This window comes from Enterocloster citroniae (genome assembly GCF_040545455.1).
GTDB classification, from domain to species: domain Bacteria; phylum Bacillota; class Clostridia; order Lachnospirales; family Lachnospiraceae; genus Enterocloster; species Enterocloster citroniae.
Genome location: NZ_JBEPLZ010000004.1, coordinates 245,469 through 268,226 on the forward strand (window position 1 = coordinate 245,469; position 22,758 = coordinate 268,226).

At 49.7% G+C, this 22,758-nt stretch carries 27 protein-coding genes; 2 read left to right on the forward strand and 25 right to left on the reverse strand.

Annotated features, from left to right (window positions below):
- Positions 1–130: 130 nt before the first annotated feature.
- Together ABID13_RS07050 and ABID13_RS07055 are read right to left on the reverse strand one after the other, a co-directional pair.
- Positions 131–568, reverse strand: a complete 438-nt coding sequence (locus ABID13_RS07050; protein WP_007864590.1) for a flavodoxin — start codon at positions 566–568, stop codon at positions 131–133.
- A 4-nt stretch (positions 569–572) separates the two neighbouring features.
- Positions 573–1,196 carry a DUF3793 family protein gene (locus ABID13_RS07055; RefSeq protein ID WP_007864587.1) on the reverse strand — a complete coding sequence of 208 codons (624 nt, stop codon included), beginning with the start codon at positions 1,194–1,196 and terminating at the stop codon, positions 573–575.
- 521 nt (positions 1,197–1,717) lie between these two features.
- On the opposite strand from ABID13_RS07055, the gene ABID13_RS07060 reads away from it, so the two are divergent.
- On the forward strand, positions 1,718–2,608 hold the full coding sequence (locus ABID13_RS07060) for a LysR family transcriptional regulator (protein WP_007864585.1): 891 nt from the start codon (positions 1,718–1,720) through the stop codon (positions 2,606–2,608).
- 41 nt (positions 2,609–2,649) lie between these two features.
- On the opposite strand, the gene atpC is transcribed toward ABID13_RS07060, so the two are convergent.
- The 9 genes from atpC to yneA form a co-directional block, all read right to left on the reverse strand.
- Positions 2,650–3,063, reverse strand: a complete 414-nt coding sequence (gene atpC / locus ABID13_RS07065; protein WP_007864583.1) for an ATP synthase F1 subunit epsilon — start codon at positions 3,061–3,063, stop codon at positions 2,650–2,652.
- Positions 3,064–3,096: 33 nt separating this feature from the next.
- Positions 3,097–4,497, reverse strand: a complete 1,401-nt coding sequence (gene atpD / locus ABID13_RS07070; protein WP_048930495.1) for a F0F1 ATP synthase subunit beta — start codon at positions 4,495–4,497, stop codon at positions 3,097–3,099.
- A 17-nt stretch (positions 4,498–4,514) separates the two neighbouring features.
- Positions 4,515–5,411 (reverse strand): ATP synthase F1 subunit gamma, encoded by an 897-nt coding sequence (gene atpG / locus ABID13_RS07075; protein WP_007864578.1) that lies wholly within the window; start codon positions 5,409–5,411, stop codon positions 4,515–4,517.
- Between the two features lie 19 nt (positions 5,412–5,430).
- Positions 5,431–6,939: a F0F1 ATP synthase subunit alpha gene (atpA, locus tag ABID13_RS07080; RefSeq protein WP_045092160.1), complete on the reverse strand. Its 1,509-nt coding sequence runs from the start codon at positions 6,937–6,939 to the stop codon at positions 5,431–5,433.
- Between the two features lie 10 nt (positions 6,940–6,949).
- On the reverse strand, positions 6,950–7,432 hold the full coding sequence (gene atpH, locus ABID13_RS07085) for an ATP synthase F1 subunit delta (RefSeq protein ID WP_227161307.1): 483 nt from the start codon (positions 7,430–7,432) through the stop codon (positions 6,950–6,952).
- A 25-nt stretch (positions 7,433–7,457) separates the two neighbouring features.
- Entirely contained in the window at positions 7,458–7,949 is a 492-nt protein-coding gene (atpF, locus tag ABID13_RS07090) for a F0F1 ATP synthase subunit B (RefSeq protein WP_007864568.1), read from the reverse strand.
- A 24-nt stretch (positions 7,950–7,973) separates the two neighbouring features.
- Positions 7,974–8,198, reverse strand: a complete 225-nt coding sequence (gene atpE / locus ABID13_RS07095) for an ATP synthase F0 subunit C (RefSeq protein ID WP_007864555.1) — start codon at positions 8,196–8,198, stop codon at positions 7,974–7,976.
- 48 nt (positions 8,199–8,246) lie between these two features.
- Entirely contained in the window at positions 8,247–8,936 is a 690-nt protein-coding gene (locus ABID13_RS07100; RefSeq protein ID WP_045092159.1) for a F0F1 ATP synthase subunit A, read from the reverse strand.
- Between the two features lie 560 nt (positions 8,937–9,496).
- Positions 9,497–9,781, reverse strand: coding sequence for a cell division suppressor protein YneA (gene yneA, locus ABID13_RS07105; protein WP_007864531.1), 285 nt, complete (start codon positions 9,779–9,781; stop codon positions 9,497–9,499).
- 180 nt (positions 9,782–9,961) lie between these two features.
- On the opposite strand from yneA, the gene lexA reads away from it, so the two are divergent.
- Positions 9,962–10,576: a transcriptional repressor LexA gene (gene lexA, locus ABID13_RS07110; RefSeq protein WP_048930496.1), complete on the forward strand. Its 615-nt coding sequence runs from the start codon at positions 9,962–9,964 to the stop codon at positions 10,574–10,576.
- Positions 10,577–10,666: 90 nt separating this feature from the next.
- On the opposite strand, the gene rsfS is transcribed toward lexA, so the two are convergent.
- The 14 genes from rsfS to ABID13_RS07180 all read right to left on the reverse strand — a co-directional run bounded on the left by rsfS (position 10,667) and on the right by ABID13_RS07180 (position 22,649).
- Complete coding sequence (gene rsfS / locus ABID13_RS07115; RefSeq protein ID WP_007864527.1) at positions 10,667–11,017, reverse strand: ribosome silencing factor; 351 nt, start codon at positions 11,015–11,017, stop codon at positions 10,667–10,669.
- On the reverse strand, positions 10,995–11,606 hold the full coding sequence (gene yqeK / locus ABID13_RS07120) for a bis(5'-nucleosyl)-tetraphosphatase (symmetrical) YqeK (protein ID WP_007864526.1): 612 nt from the start codon (positions 11,604–11,606) through the stop codon (positions 10,995–10,997). Before yqeK ends, rsfS begins: the two co-directional genes overlap by 23 nt.
- A gap of 12 nt (positions 11,607–11,618) precedes the next feature.
- Complete coding sequence (nadD, locus tag ABID13_RS07125) at positions 11,619–12,266, reverse strand: nicotinate-nucleotide adenylyltransferase (RefSeq protein ID WP_048930497.1); 648 nt, start codon at positions 12,264–12,266, stop codon at positions 11,619–11,621.
- 14 nt (positions 12,267–12,280) lie between these two features.
- Positions 12,281–12,580, reverse strand: a complete 300-nt coding sequence (gene yhbY, locus ABID13_RS07130; RefSeq protein ID WP_007864524.1) for a ribosome assembly RNA-binding protein YhbY — start codon at positions 12,578–12,580, stop codon at positions 12,281–12,283.
- A gap of 11 nt (positions 12,581–12,591) precedes the next feature.
- Positions 12,592–13,881, reverse strand: coding sequence for a GTPase ObgE (gene obgE, locus ABID13_RS07135; RefSeq protein WP_007864523.1), 1,290 nt, complete (start codon positions 13,879–13,881; stop codon positions 12,592–12,594).
- Positions 13,882–13,969: 88 nt separating this feature from the next.
- On the reverse strand, positions 13,970–14,260 hold the full coding sequence (gene rpmA, locus ABID13_RS07140; RefSeq protein ID WP_007864521.1) for a 50S ribosomal protein L27: 291 nt from the start codon (positions 14,258–14,260) through the stop codon (positions 13,970–13,972).
- Between the two features lie 3 nt (positions 14,261–14,263).
- Positions 14,264–14,605: a ribosomal-processing cysteine protease Prp gene (locus tag ABID13_RS07145; RefSeq protein ID WP_040416756.1), complete on the reverse strand. Its 342-nt coding sequence runs from the start codon at positions 14,603–14,605 to the stop codon at positions 14,264–14,266.
- A gap of 11 nt (positions 14,606–14,616) precedes the next feature.
- Positions 14,617–14,925 carry a 50S ribosomal protein L21 gene (gene rplU / locus ABID13_RS07150; RefSeq protein ID WP_007864499.1) on the reverse strand — a complete coding sequence of 103 codons (309 nt, stop codon included), beginning with the start codon at positions 14,923–14,925 and terminating at the stop codon, positions 14,617–14,619.
- A gap of 165 nt (positions 14,926–15,090) precedes the next feature.
- Positions 15,091–15,708, reverse strand: coding sequence for a hypothetical protein (locus tag ABID13_RS07155; protein ID WP_007864497.1), 618 nt, complete (start codon positions 15,706–15,708; stop codon positions 15,091–15,093).
- 247 nt (positions 15,709–15,955) lie between these two features.
- On the reverse strand, positions 15,956–17,395 hold the full coding sequence (locus ABID13_RS07160; protein ID WP_007864494.1) for a TrkH family potassium uptake protein: 1,440 nt from the start codon (positions 17,393–17,395) through the stop codon (positions 15,956–15,958).
- Positions 17,396–17,407: 12 nt separating this feature from the next.
- On the reverse strand, positions 17,408–18,763 hold the full coding sequence (gene trkA, locus ABID13_RS07165) for a Trk system potassium transporter TrkA (RefSeq protein WP_007864492.1): 1,356 nt from the start codon (positions 18,761–18,763) through the stop codon (positions 17,408–17,410).
- A gap of 60 nt (positions 18,764–18,823) precedes the next feature.
- A complete protein-coding gene (locus ABID13_RS07170) occupies positions 18,824–20,029 on the reverse strand; it encodes a ribonuclease E/G (protein WP_045092154.1) in 1,206 nt (401 codons plus the stop codon).
- Complete coding sequence (locus ABID13_RS07175; protein ID WP_048930498.1) at positions 20,029–20,775, reverse strand: TIGR03936 family radical SAM-associated protein; 747 nt, start codon at positions 20,773–20,775, stop codon at positions 20,029–20,031. The genes ABID13_RS07170 and ABID13_RS07175 overlap by 1 nt, the downstream gene beginning before the upstream one ends.
- 5 nt (positions 20,776–20,780) lie before the next feature.
- On the reverse strand, positions 20,781–22,649 hold the full coding sequence (locus ABID13_RS07180) for a TIGR03960 family B12-binding radical SAM protein (RefSeq protein WP_045092153.1): 1,869 nt from the start codon (positions 22,647–22,649) through the stop codon (positions 20,781–20,783).
- Between the last annotated feature and the right edge of the window lie 109 nt (positions 22,650–22,758).

The window sequence follows — 22,758 nt, forward strand, 5'->3', positions numbered from 1 at the left end:
AAATGCAATTTTTTTACCTTTTATAACAGAAAGATCCCCCGGTCTCTATTTCCCGGAGGATCGTTCCTATCCCTTACCCTATTGTTTTCATAACCCGTCACCTATGACGGACCGGACAGGGCGATGTATTCTATGCCAGCAGTCCTGCCAATGATTTTCCCAGTTCCCTGCACTGACTCAGGGCATCCTCATCCGGAACCTCCTGGGCGATCACACCCTGGCCCCCTACCAGAACAGCCCCGGCATTCTGAACGCGCTCCTCCCAGTCACGCATCCACTGGCCGTCTCCCCATCCATAAGAGCCAAACAGACCGATCTGTTTCCCGCCCGCAAATGCCTCAACAGCCTCCATAAAGGGCTCCATCTCATCCTCCTCAAGGACTTCCGCCCCCATGGCCGGACAACCCAGTGCAAATACAGGCGCATCCTTCAGCACATCCGCGGATACGGACGAGACTTCCGCAACCGTACACTCCTTACCGGCTTCCTTCACACCTTCCGCCACTGCATTGGCCATTGCCTCCGTGTTGCCGGTCTGGGACCAATATACTACCATAATCTGATTCATGTTTTCATCCTCCTATTGTCATTGATTTATATTGTTTTAAACCATAAATCTCAAGAATATCCGCAATATCCATGCCGTGTGATACCATATGGATCACATGCTCCCTGGCATGATTATACCGCCTGAAAATGGACCTGCACTCATTGAGATTGGAGTATACCTTCCAATATCCAACGCACAGGAAATTCTTTCCGTTATTCTCAATAAATCCGATCACATCCTCCGGGGGATATCCCAACAGCACGCCGATCTCATGAGGAAAGCCGCGTCCCCCTTCCATATGGGCTTTATATCGCCGGGACACAAGCCTGAGTATGGAAACCGGATCCTGGCAGCCGTATCCAAACCGCTCCATCAGCTGCTTGATCTGCGGCTGGTCAAGATAAGACTCCAGCTTCTGTTTCCTGTAAAGGAGAAATGTGGTCTTTTCCCCGGATTCGTACAGTACATAGCACGAGATGGACGTTCTTCTGAAGGTTCTCAATACTTCCTGCTTTTTCCTGCTGCCGACAGTGAGAAGATTGGATATCTTCATCCCGGTGAGAAGCGGGGCACACTGCATGGCAATCTGTGTTTCCAGATTGTCATGGTTCATGGTCATCAACAGATGCAGGGTTTCTTTGCTCATATAGGGCACCTCCTGGGGCAGATGATAATTCGTTTTAGGCGCTATCTAACTGTTATATAAGGTTAGTTCTAGCTAACTTCTGTTCTATATTCTATCAGCTGCATCAGGAATTTGCAAGATAGGTAATTGGGAATGTTTCTCACTACAGGGATCTGAACCTGATTTTGGGCTTCAAGGCAGGGATGCTGTTGCGCGGAATCTTTGTGAGTTTTTTTCTCATTCATTGCTTATGACATTTTTCCATCAAATTCAATCATATTTGCGCGATAGACTCTCGCGTGTTTTTTTCTCTTCGTTTTTATCTCATGTATTTTAACCATATATCCGGCCGCTGACACCAGACCCGACTGTCGTCAACTGTAACTAACTGCAAATAACAGTTTTTTATATTCTGAATGCAAATTCCGGGGAAATGTTATATAATGAACCCTGGGGTCTGTTTGAGGATTCATATCCGCTATGCGGCAAAAAGCAATTTTCAAACATACTCCGGACCAATGATAGATAAGTAGAGGTAAGTTATGGAATTATTACAATTGCGTTATTTTTTGACAGCAGCCGAATACCAGCATATGACAAAGGCTGCTGAGCATCTTCAGATAGCACAGCCCGCCCTTTCACAGGCCATCCACAGGTTGGAGGCGGAACTTGGCATCCCTCTGTTTGAGAGGAAAAGCAGGAGCATCGAGTTGAACGAAGCAGGACGTCTGCTCCAGAAGCGTCTGATCCCCCTTATAAGCGCCCTGGACCGTATCCCGGGAGAGCTGCGTGCCGGACAGTACCGTTCCAGCCATACCATCCACCTAAAGCTTCTTGCAGCGTCCACTTTGATCACCAACCGCATTATCGCCTATCGTTCCCTGCGGCCGGATGTAAATTTCCAGCTGAACCAATCTGACGCCACCACGGATTATGACCTTTGTGTATCTGCCATCCGCTCCGATGTTAAAAGCGATGAGTACTCCGACTACATGGTCATGCTGGAGGAGGACCTGTACCTGGCCGTGCCCACCCATTCCCCATATGGGGACAAGGACTCCATCTGCCTGGCTGATACCAATAATGCAGGCTACATATGCCTGGCCGGTTCCCGCCCCATACGCCAGATCTGCAACAGCTACTTTTCAGAAGCCAGTTTTACACCTAAGATCATATTTGAAAGCGACACCACCGAGTCCGTGCGCAATCTGATCGCGGCAGGTCTGGGCATTGGTTTCTGGCCCCAGTATTCCTGGGGGCCCCTGTCAGCGGAGTGGGGTCCTCTGGCCCCTCAATCGCCGGTCAAGCTCCTTCCCATCAAAGACCAGGTCTGCCGCAGACAGATCATCCTGATGTGCTCTCCCCATGGCAAGGAGAACCCCATTGTCAGGGATTTCTGTGATTTTCTGATCCAGAACTCAAAATGGCTGTAGGAAATCCCTACAGCCAACTTTTTGTTCCAAACCATATTTTATTATAATTCCTTCAGATGACTTCCCTTAAGCCTTGTCAAGGCCCTGGCCATGGATGCCTGGGACATTCTGAACTCCCTCAGGCTCTGCTTCTGGCGCATCTGCTCCTCCGCCCGTTCCAGGGCTTCCTTGGCTCTGACCGCGTCAATATCCTCCGGGCGTTCCGCCGTGTCCACGATCATGGTCACACGGTTATTGACCACCTGGACAATCCCACGCCCCACAACCGCTTCCTTCCACTGCCCCTCTCCGGGTATCCTAAACCGCAGTTCGCCCTCCTGGGTAGCCAGGATCATGGCTTCGTGATGGGGAAGAATACCAAACTCTCCGTCATGGGCGGGAACGACCAGTGTTTCACAGTTTCCATTATAAAAAATATGGTCGCTGGCCACTATCTTCAGCCAAAATGTAGACATATCCGGGCTCCTTTCCGTGAATCAGCCATATGCTTACCCTTCACCGTGTTCCATGATTTCGGCTTTTTTTACAACCTCATCAATGGTGCCCACATTAAAGAATGCAGCCTCAGGATACTGATCCATCTCTCCGTCAATGATCGCCTTAAAACCACGGATCGTCTCTTTCACAGGAACGTACTTTCCAGGCACGCCTGTAAAATTCTCCGCCACATGGAACGGCTGTGACAGGAACCTTTGGATCTTCCTGGCCCGGTTAACAGTCAGCTTATCCTCTTCCGACAATTCCTCCATGCCAAGGATTGCAATGATGTCCTGAAGCTCCTTATATTTCTGAAGCATCTGCTGTACCTTGCCTGCAACCTCATAATGCTCTTTACCCACCACATCCTCCTCCAGGATACGTGAGGTGGATTCCAGCGGATCCACTGCGGGGTAAATCCCCTGTTCCACAATCTTTCTGGAAAGGACCGTGGTGGCGTCCAGATGGGCAAAGGTGGTGGCCGGAGCCGGATCCGTCAGGTCATCCGCCGGCACATAGACTGCCTGTACCGAGGTAACTGAACCATTCTTTGTGGAAGCGATCCTCTCCTGAAGCTCGCCTACCTCTGTTGCCAGGGTGGGCTGGTAGCCAACCGCGGAAGGCATACGCCCAAGCAGGGCGGATACCTCAGAACCGGCCTGCACAAAACGGAATATATTATCAATGAACAAAAGTACGTTCTGGTGCTCCACGTCCCTGAAATACTCAGCCATGGTAAGCCCTGTCTCAGCCACGCGCATACGTGCCCCGGGCGGCTCATTCATCTGTCCGAATACCAGGGCCGTCTTATCCAGAACCCCGGACTCGCCCATCTCTGTCCAAAGGTCATTTCCCTCACGGGAACGCTCACCCACGCCGGTGAATATGGAATATCCGCCGTGCTCAGTGGCAATATTGGTGATCAGTTCCTGGATCAGTACGGTCTTGCCCACGCCGGCTCCGCCGAACAGGCCGATCTTTCCGCCCTTTGCATAGGGAGCCAGCAAATCAATTACCTTGATGCCTGTCTCCAGCATCTCCACCACCGGGCTCTGGTCCTCAAAGGAGGGCGGGTCCCTGTGGATCACCCATTTATCTTCATGATCCAGGCTCTCTCCGCCGTCAATCGTCTCCCCAAGGACATTAAATAGCCGTCCCAGGGTTTTCTTGCCTACGGGCACCTGGATACCGGATCCCGTGGGCTCTACCTCCATATCCTTGCACAGCCCGTCACTGGAAGCCAGCATGATACAGCGGACCACATTGCCGCCAATATGCTGTGCCACCTCCATGACACACCGCTTTCCCTGGTTATCTACTGCCAGGGCATCCTTGATATGGGGAAGGTGCTCATCTTCAAACGCCACGTCAACCACAGGTCCCATAACCTGTATGATCTTTCCCTTGCTCATGGCTGCCTCCTTCTAAATTACGTAGTATGTTTCTTTTTCTGTGCCTTGGCACCGCTGATCACCTCAGTTATCTCCTGGGTAATGGCAGCCTGCCTTACACGGTTATATTCAATGGACAGTTCGCTCAAAATCTCATTGGCATTGTCGCTTGCCGACTGCATTGCCATCATTCTGGCATTCTGCTCACTGCAAAAGGACTCTACCAGGGCGCCGAACACAAATCCTGTCACATAGTTGGGTACCACATTGTCCATGACAGCACTGGGGGAGGGAACCATCTGTATCTCCTCCTGTATGATGTCGGCCGGGATCACAATGTTGCTGAAATCCTCCCGTTTAAGGGGAAGCAGCTGTACGATCTGGGCCTCCATCTTCATGCTGTTGATCATCTGGGTGTAGAGGATCCACACCTCATCCAATCTGCCTTCCTCATAATCATCCAGCACCGTGGACGCGATCATCCGCGCCCTGTGCATGGTAGGATTCTGCACCGTATAATGGAACTGCTCCTCCACAGGAACATGCTTTGCGCTGAAATAATGACGTCCCAGCTCTCCCACCACATAGAGGCGGTGGTTGCTTCCCTGGTTCATCCACTCATGAGCCATCTTCAGCACATTATGGTTGTAAGCGCCTGCCAGGCCCTTGTCGCCCGTGATAACGATCAGGCCCTTCATCCTGTCCTGTTCCTTGATCTCTTTCCTGGGATTGAAGTAAAAATGCTCCACTTCCGGCATATGGCGCAGGATACGGCGTATCAAATCCTGTAATGTATAGAAGTAAGGCTCTGTCTCCTCCAGCAGTTTTTTGCTTTTCTTAAGCTTTGTGGAGGAGATCAGGTACATGGCATTGGTTATCTTCCTGGTATCCTGGACGCTTTTCATACGGCCCAGGATTTCTCTTGCATTTGCCATACTATCTCCTTCTTCCCTGTCAGATGGATGCCTTGTACTGGTTGGCGCTGTCCAGAATCTTCTGTACCAGCTCTTCGGTGAGATTCCCGGCTTCATCGATCTCTTTACCGATCTCCGGATGCTTTTCATCAAACCAGGCCAGCATGTTCATCTGAAATTCCTTAATCTTATCCACATCCACGCTAAGCATTACCTTGTGGGTGGCTGTACAGAGGGTAATGACCTGCTCATGCAGGCTGAGAGGCCTTCCCAAAGGCTGTTTGAGAAGTTCCATCAGACGCTTGCCGTAAGCCAGCTGCTCTTTTGTGGATTCATCCAGGTCTGAGCTGAACTGGGTAAATACTTCCATCTCGCGGTATTGGGCCAGATCGATCCTTATGCTTCCGGACGCCTTTTTCATGGCCTTTGTCTGGGCAGCACCGCCCACGCGTGATACGGAAAGGCCGACATTCACAGCCGGTCTCATTCCTGAAAAGAACAGATCACTTTCCAGGAAAATCTGTCCGTCTGTAATGGAAATGACATTGGTGGGAATGTATGCGGACACGTCCCCTGCCTGCGTCTCAATAATGGGCAGTGCCGTGATGGATCCGCCTCCCTTTGCATCGCTCAGCCTGCTGGAACGCTCCAGAAGGCGTGAGTGCAGGTAAAACACATCCCCCGGATATGCTTCACGTCCCGGGGAGCGCTCCAGCAGCAGGGACAGGGCGCGGTATGCAACCGCATGCTTAGACAGATCATCATATACGATCAGAACATCCTTTCCCTGGTACATAAAGAACTCCGCCATGGCTGTTCCTGAATAGGGAGCTATGTACTGCAGGGGCGCTGCCTCGCTGGCCGTGGAGGCCATTACAATGGTATAGTCCATGGCGCCGCTCTTTTTAAGGGTGGATACCAGCTTTGCCACCGTGGATGCCTTTTGCCCGATCGCCACATAGATACAGATCACATCCTTCCCCTTCTGGTTCAGTATGGTATCTATAGCAATGGAGGTCTTTCCGGTCTGGCGGTCGCCGATGATCAGCTCACGCTGTCCGCGGCCAATGGGAAACATGGAGTCAATGGCCAATATACCCGTCTCCATGGGAACCCCTACCGACTTCCTGTCCACGATTCCCGGCGCTTCCTCTTCCACCGGCCGGTAATCCTCCTCCTTCACAGGGCCAAGTCCGTCAATGGGATCTCCCAATGCGTTCACAACCCGGCCTAAAAATCCGCTTCCCACAGGCACCCCGGCCCTCTTCTTTGTGCGGACCACCTTTGTACCCTGGGATATCTCCGTATCCTTGCCAAACAGGATAACACCGATCTCATCCTTACGGATATCCTGGACCATTCCCCGGACACCGTTTTCAAATATTACAATCTCTCCGTACATGGCATGTTCCATGCCGTATACAATTGCGATACCATCGCCTATCCAGATAACAGAACCTGTCTCCTGTTCCTGGCCGGCATGGGTATCATAATCCTCAATCTCACTTTTGATAATGGAGATGATTTCCTGGGAACTGATTGTGCTCATATCAATACTCCTATCTTACTACTGCCCGGCACAGCTGGTTCAGCTGTCCCTTCAGGCTGTAATCATATTCTGTATCCCCGGCTTTCAGGACAAATCCGCCCACCAGGTCAGGCTGCATTACCAGTCGGAGATCTATATCCTTTTTATGGTATCTGCTGCACAAAAACTGTTTCATTCCTGCAATCTGGGCCGCACCCGGCATGGTCACATAGTGGAGTTCCGCCTCCATCACGCCTTCCATCCTGAGGGAGTAGGATTGCCATGCATCTGCAATATCCCCCATCTGTCCGATGCACCCCGCATCGCAAGCCTTTTTCAGGAAACGCACCATCAGACCGGAATATTCCGGTTCTCTGAATACCTTTTCTATGACGGCATGCTTACTTCCCATGGGAACCACAGGACTTGTAAGTACCCTGTTCAGTTCAGGGTTTTCCTTAATCACATCCGCAGCGTTTTTTACCATTTGCCCCGGTATTTCTAATTCATACAAAACAATCGCATATCTCCTGGCCGTCTCAGTCATTTCGATCACCTGATTCTGCTAAAAAGCGGTTGTAAAGGTTCCTGTCATTCTCAGGTCCGCTCTGCTCGCTTAAAAGTTTTGCAGCAGCACTCATGGCCAGTCCGGCAACGGAGACCTTCAGGTCATTCATGGCCTTCTCCCTTTCCAGGGCGATGGTCTTATCAGCATCCTCCATCTTCTTTGCAGCGTCTTCCCTGGCCTGGGCAATGATACGGTTGTATTCATCCCCTGCTCTGGACTTGGCGCTCTCAATGATCCGCGATGCCTCCTCCTCGGCCTTGCCCATGGAAACCTCATAGCTGGCTTTCATCTGTTCCGCCTCTGTTCTGGTATTCTTTGCATCGTCCAGATCACGTTCAATCATCTGCTTCCTTTCATCCAGTATCTTACGTACCGGGCCAATAAGGAAATGCTTCATGAATATGTAGAGCACCAGAAGGTTAATGACCGTAAAGGCTATATTCCAAATGTTTATATTTAACATATTCAAACGCCTTCCTGCTTGTTTTTATTTTAAGAACAGAATAATCAAAAGACCGATCACAAATCCATAAATAGCGGTTGCCTCGGCAAGGGCACATCCCAGCAGCAGGGCCTTTGTGATCTTACCGTCTGCCTCGGGCTGCCTTGCGATGGCATCCACTGCCTTGGAGGTAGCCAGACCAATTCCAATTCCCGCACCAACACCTGTAACTACTGCAACACCTGCACCTAAAGCAATTAATCCTGTCATAATATGATTCTCCTTTTTCTCTTAAATTTTCTCATATACTGTTAATGGTTAATCTTCGATTGCCTCTTTTATATATAGTGACGTGAGGAACACAAACACATAGGCCTGGATCACTCCGTCAAATATATCAAAGTAAAAACTGAACGGCAGCGGCACGATCAACGGAAGGAGATGCTTGATCAATGCCATGACCACAATGGCGCCCAGAACATTGCCGAACAATCGCATACACAGCGAAAGCGGCCTGATAAACAGTTCCAGCACGTTAATGGGCGCTATAATGGCAATGGGCTCCGCAAAACTCTTGACCCAGCCCTTTACTCCCTTTTTCCTGATTCCGGCAGCTTCCACCAGCACAATGCTCATAACGGCCAGGGATACCGTCACATTCAGATCCTTGGTGGGCGACTTGAATCCAAAAAGGCCGATCATGTTGGCAATCCCAATGTAAAGCACCACGGTGATCAGGTAGGGAATATAATCCCGGCCATCCTTACCCAAAAGACCCTCAAAGAAGTCATAGATAAAAGAAAGGCCACTTTCCAGCGCGGCCTGCTTGTTGTTGATCTGCCTTACCTTAAGGCCATGGACAAGAAGCAGGGAACCTGCCATCATCACTGCCATGATGATCCAGGTGACCACAACTGATTCCAGCACATCGATCCCTCCAAACAGCGGTATGGTAAACACCACATTGCAGTTCAGTTCGTCCATCAGCGATTCCACTAAACCATCCATATCTTCCAACCCCCCTTTCTCTTCTTTTGCTTTGCCTAATTATAGTCACTGTGTTTTATAATTTCAAATACATATTATTTATAAATTGATAATATAAAAGTTATGAAACTAAAATATATACAATATACACTAAAAACAATATTGATTTTTGTTTATATTTTTATTGACCACCTTTGGTTTCTTTACACGGATTTTACATAGACCTAAAAATTTGCAAGTATTTATACAAAAAAATTCAGGAAATTATATGCAAGAATACATGCGGCAAAAAAATGCAGAAAACCCCTGAAGACATGCCGCTAAGGCTGTCTCCAGGGGATGTTAACGGATTCATCTTTCCCTCAGGCAAAATTCCCGCTTCTTTAGACGGTGAGCAGTAATAAATTTATCATAGAGGGAATCTGGTCACGGCAGAAACCTGGTCATGGCAGGAATCTCAGTTCCATGACAAAGCCTCCGTCTGATTCCTTAAGATGCGCTGATGCATTATAACACGCTAGGCATGGCCTGCGCCTCACAGGTATCTGAGATGTGCTTGACACTATATTATATATAAGGAACTATTCAAAATATACCACTGTAAGATACTGTCCTGCATGGATCGTGTCCTTCTTCAGATTGTTCATCTGGATCAAACGGTCCACATATTCATGAGTGCTCATGGAACTTCCCTCTTTATACTGGTCAGCTATCTTCCACAGGCTGTCCCCTTCCCGGATCTGGATACTCTTATAATACGGCGCAGCCGTAGTCTCCTCTTTCGCCATGGAGGTGAACATAGCACGCCCCATAAACATGGTGACTAACAACAGCACTGCAAAACAGGTAACTATTAACTTTCTCATATGCAACCTCCCTAAGTCGGTTCCTTCATGCGCACTCCAGAACGTGTGTTCTTTTGTATATATATAATATAGCACCCGAACACACGTTTGTCAATGGTTTTAGCCGAAAAAACCGAACAAAGGTTTGCATTTTTACCGAACATATGTTACTATAGATTTAGAAAATGCAGGAGGTTGAATATGGCTCAGGATAAAATTACTTCTAAACAGCAGGAGATATTAGAATACATAAAAGACACTATACTTAAGAAGGGGTATCCCCCGGCTGTGCGTGAGATATGTGAGGCGGTTCATTTAAAGTCCACTTCCTCTGTCCACTCCCATCTGTCGGTCCTGGAGGATAAAGGCTATATCCACCGCGACCCCACTAAGCCCAGGGCAATCGAGATCCTGGATGACACCTTTAACTTTAATCGCAGGGAGATGGTGAACATTCCCCTGATCGGTACGGTTGCTGCAGGAGAGCCCATCCTGGCAGAGGAACGGATCGAGGATTACTTCCCATTTCCAGCCGAGGCGCTTCCCAACGCAGAGACCTTTATGCTGAAGGTAAAGGGAGAAAGTATGATAGGCGCCGGAATCCTGCCCGGCGACCAGCTGATCGTGGAGCAGCGCCCTACTGCTGACAACGGCGAGATTGTTGTGGCCCTGGTAGATGACTCCGCCACCGTGAAGCGTTTCTATAAGGAAAAGGGCCATTACCGCCTGCAGCCCGAGAATGATGCCATGGATCCCATCATAACGGACCACGTGGAGATTCTTGGCAAGGTGATCGGCCTGATCCGTATGATGTAGTCCGCAGAACATGCAAAGTCAAACCTATAATATAAAACGTGCGGTCACCGGAATACATGTCTTATCCCGGTGACCGCACGTTTTAGCATATTATAACTCGTCTATATCCACGAAGGTCTTTCCGTCCCTCCAGATCCGCTCCAGATCATAGAACAGCCTGTCTTCCTTGCAGAATATATGGACGATCACATCCTTATAATCCATAAGGATCCAATTGGCGTTCTGATATCCCTCGATCTGCTTGCACTCGCAGCCCTCCCTGCCCAGGACTTCCTCCACATTGTCAGCCATGGCCTGAACCTGATTGGGGTTGCTTCCATGGGCAATGATAAAGTAGTCGGCCAGAACAGACACGGACTGGATATCGATGATCTTAATGTCCTCGCCCTTTTTATCACTGAGGGCATTGTAAGCCAGCTTAACCATTTCCTTTGAGTTCATTGCTGTCTCCTTTCATCTCCTTAAAATATTCATATGCTTCAACTGTCATAGGGTCAATACTTCCGCCTTTTTTATCAAGATATTCCAGGGTTCCCGATAATATGGCATACATGGTTTCATCAAGGTTCTCATATGCCAGCCTGCGGATCAACGGCAGATTCTCAGCCTTAAAGCGTCTGGGCTCAATGTAATCCGCAATATAGAGAATTTTATCCAGAACCGTCATGTCCGGTTTTCCCGTTGTATGGCATCCAATGGCATCCAGGATCTCCCTGTCCGTAATCTGGTACTTGTGCTCTGCCAGCCACGCCCCGTATTTTGCATGGAGCACTGGCAGGGCATTCAACTCCGCTTCCGTAACCTCAATGCCATGCTTGATGCATTTCTTCAGGATAATGTCATCCGAATAGCGTTTTCCGCAATCGTGCATCAGCCCGGCCAGTTCAGCCTTATCCAGGTCATATCCGTAGCGCATGGCCAGGTTCATACAGGTAAAGGAAACACTGAGGGAATGCTCGTAACGCATGGGAGCCAGCTTTGAACTGAGTTTTTTTCTCAGTATCATGATTTGACTGCATTGATTTTCCATATGCTCATCCTCCTAACATGTCTTTTTCCCACCGTCATAGCCTCCGGCTGCATTTTCCCTATACAGGCCGTGGACCCTGATATATTCTTCCACCGGTTCCGGGACTGCGTCCCGTATTGGCCGCCCTTCCGCCACTGCCTTCCTGATCCCCTCTGATGATATGTCCATCTCAGGACAGTGGATGGGATAGATCCTGGCGCCGTACCTAAGGGACAAACGGGCAATCTGTTCCTCCATATTCCTGTGGGGATGTCTGTAAGCCCTGCCTGCCACCAGGAGCACGGCCTGCCCCATCACCGCCTCGGGATGGTACCAATGTTCAATCTCATACAGGGAATCTGCTCCTATGATAAAATAGAATTCATCCTCCGGACGCTCCCTGTGCAAAAGGCTCAGTGTCTGCGCCGTATAGGTATCGCCTTTGCGCTTTAATTCAAAATCAGAATACAGAAAACAGGGGGTATCTGCAATTGCCAGTTTTACCATATCCCTGCGCATCTTACCCTCTGTGATCTTGTGGTCTTTTTTATGGGGCGGCACTCCGGATGGCATGAACCATATGCTCTCCAGCTCAAATTCCTCATATGCCCGCTTTCCCAGCCGCAGATGGCCATTGTGGATGGGGTCAAATGTTCCGCCCAGAATTCCTATCCTTGCCATAGAAATCCTCTCCCTTATTTTTCAGGCAGTACGATTTTTCTCTTTGTCTCGTCCTTTGCCGGCCGGTAAAGAACGATCTTTCTTCCGATCACCTGCACCACCTGGGAATGGGTGCGCTCTGCCAAAACCTCCGCAATGGAGCGGCCGTCATCCAGGCAGTTTTTCAGCACAGTGATCTTGATCAGTTCTCTGGCTTCCAGGGCCTCATCCACGGCCTGGGTGATCTCAGGCGTAAGGCTGGATTTCCCAATCTGGAATACAGGAACAATGTTCATGGCCAATCCCTTGAGATATGCTCTCTGCTTACTTGTCATATTATCTCCTTTTACTTATAGTAATCAAACTCCAGCCCGCACATACGGACCGTATCCCCTTCTTCAATGCCAGCTTTTTCCAGGTCGTTGAGGATCCCGGTACTCTTAAGGAACTTCTGGAAGAAATCAAAGCCTTTTTCAGAATCCAGATTGGTGTATCCCAGCATTTTCTCGATCCTGGGGCCCTCTACCACGTAGACTCCGTCTTCTGCCTTGGAAACAGTATACGGCAGGTTCCGGTCGCCCTCATACCCAACCTCGAATTCCTTTTCAAATATGACAGGCGCATCATCCACGGTCTTTAACAGATCATTGATATAATAGAGCAGTTCTTTCACGCCCTGTCTGCTCACAGCCGAGATGGCAAACACCCGGATGCCCTGGGGTTCAAACTCTGCCCGCAGTTTATCCAAAAGTTCACTTGCCTCCTCCTCCGTGTAAAATGCGTCCATTTTGTTGGCCGCAATCACCTGGGGGCGCTTTAACAGGTCCGGATTATACGCTTCCAGTTCCCGGTTGATAGTACGGATATCCTCCAGCGGATCACGGCCCTCCACGGATGCACCGTCCACCACATGGACCAGTACCTTGGTGCGTTCAATGTGCCTGAGAAAGGAATGTCCCAGGCCCACGCCCTCGGAAGCTCCCTCTATCAGTCCCGGGATATCGGCCATAACAAAGCCAGCCCCATCTCCCAGGTCCACCACGCCCAAATGGGGATTTAATGTGGTAAAATGGTAATTGGCAATTTCCGGTTTTGCATTGCTGACAACGGACAGCAGGGTGGACTTTCCAACATTAGGAAATCCTACCAGTCCCACATCCGCGATCACTTTAAGTTCCAGCTGTACCCACAGCTCTGCTCCCGGCTGTCCGGGCTGTGCATACTTGGGCACCTGCATGGTCGATGTTGCAAAATGCATATTGCCAAGGCCGCCCTTGCCGCCTCTGAGGATCACTTCACGCTGATGGTCACCCGACATATCCGCAATCACCTTGCCGGATTCAAAATCCTTGATCACGGTCCCCTCAGGCACCTTGACGATCAAATCATCGGCATCCGCGCCGTGACAGCGCTTTTTGCCGCCCTCCTCGCCATCCCTTGCAACATACTTGCGAATATGGCGGAAATCCACCAGGGTATTCTTTCCTTTGTCAACCTGAAAAATGACATCGCCGCCCCGGCCTCCGTCACCTCCGTCAGGACCACCGTTGGGGACGTAAAGCTCCCGCCTGAACGACACATGGCCGTCACCGCCCTTGCCGGATTTAATAAATACTTTTGCACTATCGGCAAACATACATAGCACCTCCTGTGGTGTGGTTCTTCAACAAAAACGCAGTTGAAGAAAAAAGGACTCCATACGCTAAGTATGGAGCCCTTCGAAATTATTCGTTGATTGCCCTTGGGTAAACAGAAACCTGCTTTCTGTCTCTTCCCTTTCTTTCAAACTTAACAACTCCGTCTACTAAAGCAAATAAGGTATCATCGCCACCCTTGCCTACGTTGTTGCCAGGATGAATGTGGGTTCCGCGCTGTCTGTACAGAATGTTGCCAGCCAGCACGAACTGTCCGTCAGCCCTCTTGGCACCAAGTCTCTTGGCCTCAGAGTCTCTACCGTTCTTGGTAGAACCAACACCTTTCTTATGAGCGAATAACTGAAGGTTCATCTTTAACATGTCTTACACCTCCTTATACTTAACATTAATATATGATTTCCCATAATCCTTCTCAATATTCCGAAGACCCAGAATAAGAGAATTCATAAGGAGCTTTGATTCAGGACTTATCTCTGAAGTGAAGCGGAACTCAAACTGCATGTTCTCCTGTCCTGCCCCGCCTTCAAATTCATCTTCCGTAAATGTCTCCACTGAGTTGAAAAAGTTCAGAGCTAATGCAGATACTGCAGCGCAGATGATATCCTCACCCTCCTCTGCATACTCAGCATGTCCCTCCATCACGATCCCTCTGTAGATGACATTGCCTGAATCCGTGGAATCTTTTAATACGGTTGCTTTAATCATCTCATTTACAATTAAGCGTTGATCTTGTCAATCTTAACCTGGGTATAAAGCTGTCTGTGGCCGTTCTTCTTGTGGTAGCCAGTTTTCCTCTTATACTTGTAAACGATAACTTTCTTAGCCTTACCTTCCTTCTCAACTGTTGCTGTAACAGTTGCTCCGGAAACGGTCGGGCATCCAATCTGCAGTTCGCCGTTGTTCACAACCAGCACCTGGTCAAAAGTTACGGTCTCGCCTGCGCCTGCGCCCAGTCTCTCTACCTTAATGACATCGCCTTCTGCTACTTTGTACTGCTTTCCGCCTGTTGCAATAATCGCGTACATGAAAGGCACCTCCTATAATCATTACTCGCCAGCTGCGGTGTTTCACGCCTCTTCTCCTCAAGGAAAATGGGCAGAATCTTAGAACCTCGCTGTGCGGCATACTTAATTATAATAGCATTTCCATTTCCCGATGTCAACAGAAATTTCCACTATTTTGAATATTTTTTAATCGATCTTCTCCACAGAACTGACGTCCATCAGTTCGATATACTGCCCTTCCTCCAGGGTCACGGTCACCGGCTCAAAAAAGGTCTGGTAGTCATCCATATAATCATAGTAATACCGGACATCATTATACAGGGCATAATGGGCGCCATCTGATGTAAGAGGCGTGAGCCTGTAAGTTCCCGGCTCCATGTCCCGGCCCGCCTTATACATTCCTGTGGTTCCGGCCGAAATATCAGCCTGATCCGCCGGGACCGCATATCCCCTGCTCAGGATCAGATGCTGACCATTGTACAGGGTGATCAGCCCGTGGTGCTGGAAACGGAACGTACCGATCTTTTTTTCGTCCCTGTCATTCTTATATAAGGTAAAGGTACAGGAGGAAAATGCATGATTCTCCGATGTGTCCTCTGTAAAAACAGCATATTCCCCAGCCGGCATGTCCACTCCGATCACGTAGCTCCCCCGGCCGTAAATCTCCTGGTCCGTTTTCCCATATCCTTCCTCAGCAGTCTGGTATGTCTCCTGTCCGCGGTCCTGGTTTTCCGCCAGCGCCGTATGGCTGCTCAGCGCAGCTGCCAATATGGCGCTGCCCAGGATACAAGTGAATCTCTTCATATCCGTTCCTCCTCGTTATGAGCACTTAGCGCCTGTCTCTCAGGCGCTTACGTGTGATACATGCCGCTGGCACTTAGTGAGGTCTATTACGAACTTAGTGCAGGGGCTCGTTATGGATAGAAAGAGCATATCATTTTTCAAAGTCCGCCGTCAAGCCAGGTCACAGATTGTTCACCGGCATTTCACATTTTATTTATCAAATGCCGGATGCCAAACTGCATCTGGCGCAGGCGCTGCCAGGCGGGCATCAATTGCGTTTCCAGGTGCCTGGTGACAGGAGCACCAGCATGGGGAACAGCTCCAGCCTTCCGGCCAGCATATCGAAAATAAGCACGGTCTTGCTCAGGTATGACATCATGGAATAGTTGGATGCAGGTCCCACCACCGACATGCCTGGCCCGATATTATTCAGATTAGCTGCCACGGCTGAAAAGGAAGTCATAAAGTCATAGTTGTCCAGACTTACGATCAGGGTGGAGATAGCAAATATCATAAAATATACAATAATATAGGCATTGAGGGAACGAAGGGTATTGTGTTCCAATGGTTTCCCCTCAAACTTCAGCACCTTCACGCTGCGCGGATGGATCACCGATGCCATCTCCTTTTTGATCTCCTTAAAGGCGATCATGATACGTGATACCTTCATGCCGCCGCCGGTACTGCCCGCGCAGGCGCCAATAAACATGATCAGCAGCAGAATGGCTTTGGAAAACTCCGGCCAGCTGTTATAATCAATGGTGGAATATCCCGTGGTGGTGATAATGGAGGAAACCTGGAAAGCCGCCTGGTGAAAAGCCATAAACAGGGTTGGGAACAGGTGGCGGATATTCATGGTGATGAACAGGACGGCAATGGCTACAATTGCCAGATATCCCCTCAATTCCTCACAGCGGAACGCATCCTTTGGTTTCCTGATCAGCATCAGGTAATATACATTAAAATTCACGCCAAACAGCAGCATGAACACGGTAATGACCCCCTGCTGGTAGACGGTGTAGTCGGCCTGGCCTGAATTACGGCAGGCAAATCCTCCTGTACCTGCAGCGCCAAAGCTCATGCAGATGCTGTCAAAAACAGGCATTTTCCCAACAAGGAGCAATATGACCATAACTACCGTCATACAGAAATAAATGGTATACAGCAGCTTGGCGGTGATCCTTATTTTGGGCACCAGTTTTCCCACGGAAGGCCCCGGGCTTTCCGCCCTCATGATATGCATGTTGTAATCCCCGGCCATGGGAAGGATGGCAAGGATAAATACCAGGATCCCCATACCCCCGATCCAGTGTGAAAAGCTGCGCCACATCAGGGATGCCTTGGACAGGTCCTCCACTTTGGGGATAATGCTGGATCCCGTGGTGGTAAAACCGGACACGATCTCAAACATGGCATCAATGATATGCGGGATCTCACCGCTGATCACAAAGGGCATGCACCCGAAAAAGCTCAGGATGATCCAGCCCAGGGAAACGGTTACAAACCCCTCCCTGGCAAAAAACATCTTTGTCTTTGGTTTCTTCCTGGTCCATGCAAATCCCAGAAGGCCGCACACAACGGCCACCCCCAGGTAGATATAACCAATGTTTTCTTTATAAACAGCAGCTGTCAGAACAGGCAGCAGCATAAACAGGGCTTCAATATTCATGATCCAGCCCAGCATATAAATAATGATACTCCGATTCATATCCTGCCCGCCTTATCCCAAAATGTCCTTTAAGTCATTAAGCCCTGTGTGTGTGGTCACAATGATGACCGAGTCACCAATCTGGATCACATCCTTGCCGCGGGGCGTGATAAACTTACCATTCCTGCTAATACAGGCAACCAGCAGATTGCTCTTAAGTTTCAGTGTTTCCAGCGGGATTCCCACTGCCGGCGAGTGTTCCCTCACCCTGAATTCCAGGGCCTCGGCCTTGTCCGCAACGATCTTGTAAAGTGTCTCTATGTTACTTCCCATGGAATTCTGCATGGCGCGGACATACTGGAGAATGATATCCGCGGTCAGCATCTTGGGATAGATCACACTTCCCAGGTTCAGGGAATTGATCACATTTTCAAAGGCGATCTTATTGACCTTTGTGATCAGCTTTGCCCGGGACTGGCTGGCCGCGTACAGGGAGAGCATGATATTTTCCTCGTCAAAACCGGTCAGGGATGCAAATGCCTCTGTCTGGCGGATCCCCTCCTCCAAAAGGAGCTGCTGGTCGGAGCCATCCCCGTGAATGATCATGGCTTCCGGAAGCAGTTCACTTAAGAGCCTGCACCGTTCCTCATCCCTCTCAATGATCTTTATCTTGATCTTGGCCCCGGTCAACGCCTTGGCCAGATACACCGTAAGTCTTCCCCCGCCCACAAACATGGCTGAGTTCACCGTATTATTCTCAATACCGGCCTTGCGGAAGAATTCGGCAGAGTCCGAATGGGGCGCGATAAAGGAGATCTTGTCCCCTCCCAGCATTACAAAATTACCATCCGGGATCACCACGTCCTCACCGCGCTCAACCGCGCAGATCAGCACATTGCTCTTTAGCTTGCTCACCACTTCCAAAACCTTCATCTGGTCCAGACAGGAGCCCTTTGGGATCTGGAATTTAAGCAGCTCGATCCTTCCCTTTGCGAACGGCTCGATCTTGATCGCGCTGGGGAAACGCAGCAGCCTGGCAATCTCCCTTGCAGCCGCAAGTTCCGGATTAATGGCCAGGGACAAGTTCAGTTCCTCACGGATATAATTGATCTCTGCCGAGTATTCAGGGTTGCGGATACGGGCAATGGTGTGGCAGTTACCTGCCTTTTTGGCAATCAGGCAGCAGAGCATGTTCAGCTCATCGGAATTGGTGGTGGCGATCAGAAGATCCGCCTCCTTGATCCCAGCCTCCATCTGGACCTGGTATACGGCTCCATTTCCCGTGACACACATGACGTCAATGCTGTCAGCCACTGCTTGCAGCGCCTCGCCGTCTGAGTCGATCAAAGTGATATCGTGATGCTCCCTGTTCAGCTGCTCGGCCAGGGTGGTTCCCACCTTGCCGCAGCCAACAATTATAATCTTCATTTCCTTCCCCTTTAACTCCCTTATGTGATATTCTTATGTGATATTCTAACGCGATCCGTTTTATTGTGTTTTGTCAGAAGGCGGAAGGACCTGCTCGTAAAGCGGTTTCCTCACCTTTTTCCTGGTAACCTCCACAAGGTTCAGCCTGGTCATATCCACTACGGTTGTCTTTACCGGATCCTTTGAGACCACTTCTCCCAGATGGCGCATCAGCATCTCCCGGTCCTCCTCCTGTTCCATGTCAATGAAATCAATGAGAATGATCCCTGAGAGATTTCTCAGCCTGAGCTGGCGGCCGATCTCCTCTGCCGCCTCCATATTGATCCTGCATATGGTTTCCCGCATATTTTTCTTTCCCGCGTATTTGCCCGTGTTGACATCGATCACCACCATGGCTTCCGTGGGTTCGATCACCAGATATCCCCCGGATTTCAGCCATACATGTTTGCCAAGGGCGCGTTCCACTGCAGTGTCAATGCTGTACAGCTTGGTCAGTGGCAGCAGCTTGTCCTCATAAAACGACAGCTTCCCCGCATCCTCGGCCTGATACTGCTCCAGATACGCCTTCAGCTCTCTGTGATATTCCGGTATGTCCGTAATGATCCCATCCAGGGTACCGCTGTAGGAATCCCTGATCGCGCTGATATATCCGGGTACTGCCCTGTAGATACAGCTGTAACAGGTCCTGCAGGACGCCTCGGCAGCCAGTTTGCAATACAGGCCTTTCAAGTGTTCATATTCCTTTAGGAGCACTTCGTCCGCCACGCCGGCCCCATTGGTCCGCACAATGACGCCAAAACTCTCCTCTTCCCCGGAAAGCACTTCTTTTAACACTGCCTTGATCCTGGCCTTATATCCATTATCCCCTATTTTGGCAGAAAAGCCAACCCCTGTTTTTCCAACTGTCAGGACACAGTACCTTCCGGTAAATGCCAGCTTTCCTGTAAGGACAGGCGCTTTGGTCTTCACCGCATCCCGGCTCACCTGGACCACGATCTCGTCTCCGGCCTTCAGCTTTCCGGTGGATTGTGAGACAAAGATATGTTCCTTATTCTCATCCAGGCTGTAATAACCGGTCCTGCCGTCTCCGATGTCCACAAATGCGGCATTGATATTGCCCACCACCTTCTGGACCTTTCCAATATAGATATTGTTAAGCAAAGAGGAGGAATCCTCCGGTTCCATCATGATCTGGGTGATCCCGCTCTTTGAGGAAACAGCCGTACAGACCTTTCCCCTCCACTGTGTTACGATCAGTTTATCCATTACAATATTTCCTGTCCCAGCTCTTCCAGCGGTATAAATGTGTGGTTTCCTTTTTCCTTTTGGTCCGTATCCCCAAGGTCCGCATAGACCTCTTCCCTCTGTACCAGGAAAGCAAATGCGGTCCGCTCCTGACCGAGATGGCCGTAATACGCATCCAATACCAGTTCAGGCTTTAAGTTAGATGAACTGCCCGTTGAGATCTTCATAAACAGCGCCGTGTTCCCATCCTCTCCCCGGGTCAGTCTCAGGTCATAGATCAGGGGTTTGATATCCAGTTCCGCCTGTCCCCGTTTGGTCTTTTTCGTTACCACCACTTCCGGCTGCTCATAAAAAGCCAGCAGTCCGCCAAACCACTCCTCCACGCTCATATCCTTTGGCTCGTATCCGGGCCTGAAGGCTACGGTGTAATCGGCGGCAGCCACTATGGACATGGCATTGCCGGCCGTGTCCGGAAGTTCCCTGAAGCTGATGATCTCAAACCCTTCCGACATCACCTGGTTCAGCCGGTTGATCATGGTCCTGGAATCCTCTGTGCCGGACACTTCTATATCCACATACTCCCCATTGCTTGTGATTCCAACTCCCAGGGGTGCTGCAAAAGACATGATCTGGTGAGGACTGAATCCCCCGCTGTAACAGATTTCCACATCTGAACGGCGGATCGCTTTTTGGAAATACCGCATCACATCCAGATGACCAATGAATTTCATGGTTCCATATTTTTTGAATTTTATCCGAATTTTCATATACTCTATTCCTTTACCGTTTCATAGCACACACCGGTGCCAAAATACCTGGCACCGCAGCCAGAACATGTTTGGCGGCAGTTTGGCGTTACCTGTTCCTTCACAGCCGTATTCCACTCGCGGATCAGGAACTCTTTGGTCACTCCCGCATTGATGAAATCCCAAGGGAACACCTCCTCCAGGCTGCGCTCCCTGGTGGTGTAAAATCCAATATCCACGTTGCAGGTCTCAAACGCTTTCATCCAGATGTCATTGTTAAAATACTCGGACCAGGAATCATAGATCGCACCGGTCCTGTAAGCCTCCTCGATCACCGCGCCCACACGGCGGTCGCCTCTGGCCAGCACACCTTCCAAAACGGTCAGCTCCGCCTCATGCCAGTTATATTTCAGGCTCTTATAATTTCTCATTTCCCTGAACTTGCCGCGTACAATATTGGCCCGCTGGATAAACTCCTCTTTGGTGCACATCCTGGCCCACTGGAACGGTGTGAAGGGCTTTGGAACAAAGAAGGAGGAGCTTGCCACGATCTGTACCTTTCCGTTTCTTTGATCCTTGGGTATCTCATAGTATTCTTCCGCTATTTTTTCTGAGAGAAGAGCGATCCCCTCCATGTCCTCCACGGTTTCTGTGGGAAGCCCCAGCATAAAGTACAGCTTCACCCGGTTCCATCCGGCCTCAAAGGCGTCCTTTGCGCCTTTTAAGATGGTTTCCTCTGTCAGGCCCTTGTTGATCACATCCCTTAAGCGCTGGGAACCGGCTTCCGGCGCAAAGGTCAGGCTGCTCTTTTTAATATCCTGGACCTTGCTCATAACATCCAGTGAAAATGCATCAATCCTCAGGGACGGCAGGGAAATGTTGACCCCCTTGCCCTTGAACTCATCAATAAGGAAATTCACCAGCCCTTCCAGCTGGCTGTAATCACTGGAGCTTAAAGAACTCAGGGAAATCTCATCATTACCCGTGCTCTTTAGCATGTCCCGCGCATACTTTTTCAGGTATTCCAGGCTGTGCTCCCTCAGGGGCCTGTACACATCACCGGCCTGGCAGAAACGGCAGCCCCGGATACATCCCCGCTGGATTTCCAGCACCACCCGGTCCTGGGTCACCTTCATAAAGGGAACAAGGGGTGTTTCAATATATCCCACGTCATCCATGTTCCTGACCACCTGCTTTGTGATCACGGGCATGGCATGGCTGTTGTTGGGAAGAAAGCTTTCAATGGTCCCATCCTCTTTGTACGTAACATCATAAAATGCCGGCACATAGATACCGGGTATCTCTGCCGCCAGCTCCAAGAACCTGCGTCTGCCGCCGCCGGCCTTTTTGTTCTCCTTATACCGGTCCATCAGATCAAAATAGACCGTCTCGCCTTCTCCTATATAAAAGATATCGAAGAAGTCCGCCAGCGGTTCCGGATTATAAGCACAGGGGCCTCCTCCCACAACAATGGGATCTTCCTCAGTTCTGTCACATGCGTGAAGAGGGATCCCGGACAGGTCCAGTATTTGCAGCACATTGGTGTAACACATCTCATACTGCAGGGTAATGCCCAGAAAATCAAAATTTTTCACCGGCTCCTGGGTCTCCAGGGTAAAAAGCGGAATGTGCTTTTCCCTGAGCACAGGGTCCAGATCCATCCAGGGCGAATAGACACGCTCACAGTAAATATCATCCCGTTTGTTAAACATGGAGTATAGGATCTGGATGCCCAGATGGGACATTCCGATCTCGTAGACATCGGGGAAGCACATGGCAAAGCGGATGTCCACCTTGGATGCGTCCTTATTTGTCATGTTTACCTCCCCGCCAATGTATCGGGCAGGTTGCTGGATACTTAGTAATATTTCATCAGGTAACGCTAATTTTCTCATAAAATATCGTCCTTATTTTGGTAGTATTGCACAAAATCTTGTGCTTGTTTTTTTCTGTTTCAGGCATTGAAAAAAACTAAAAATTCCACTTTTTATGCTCCCATTTCGG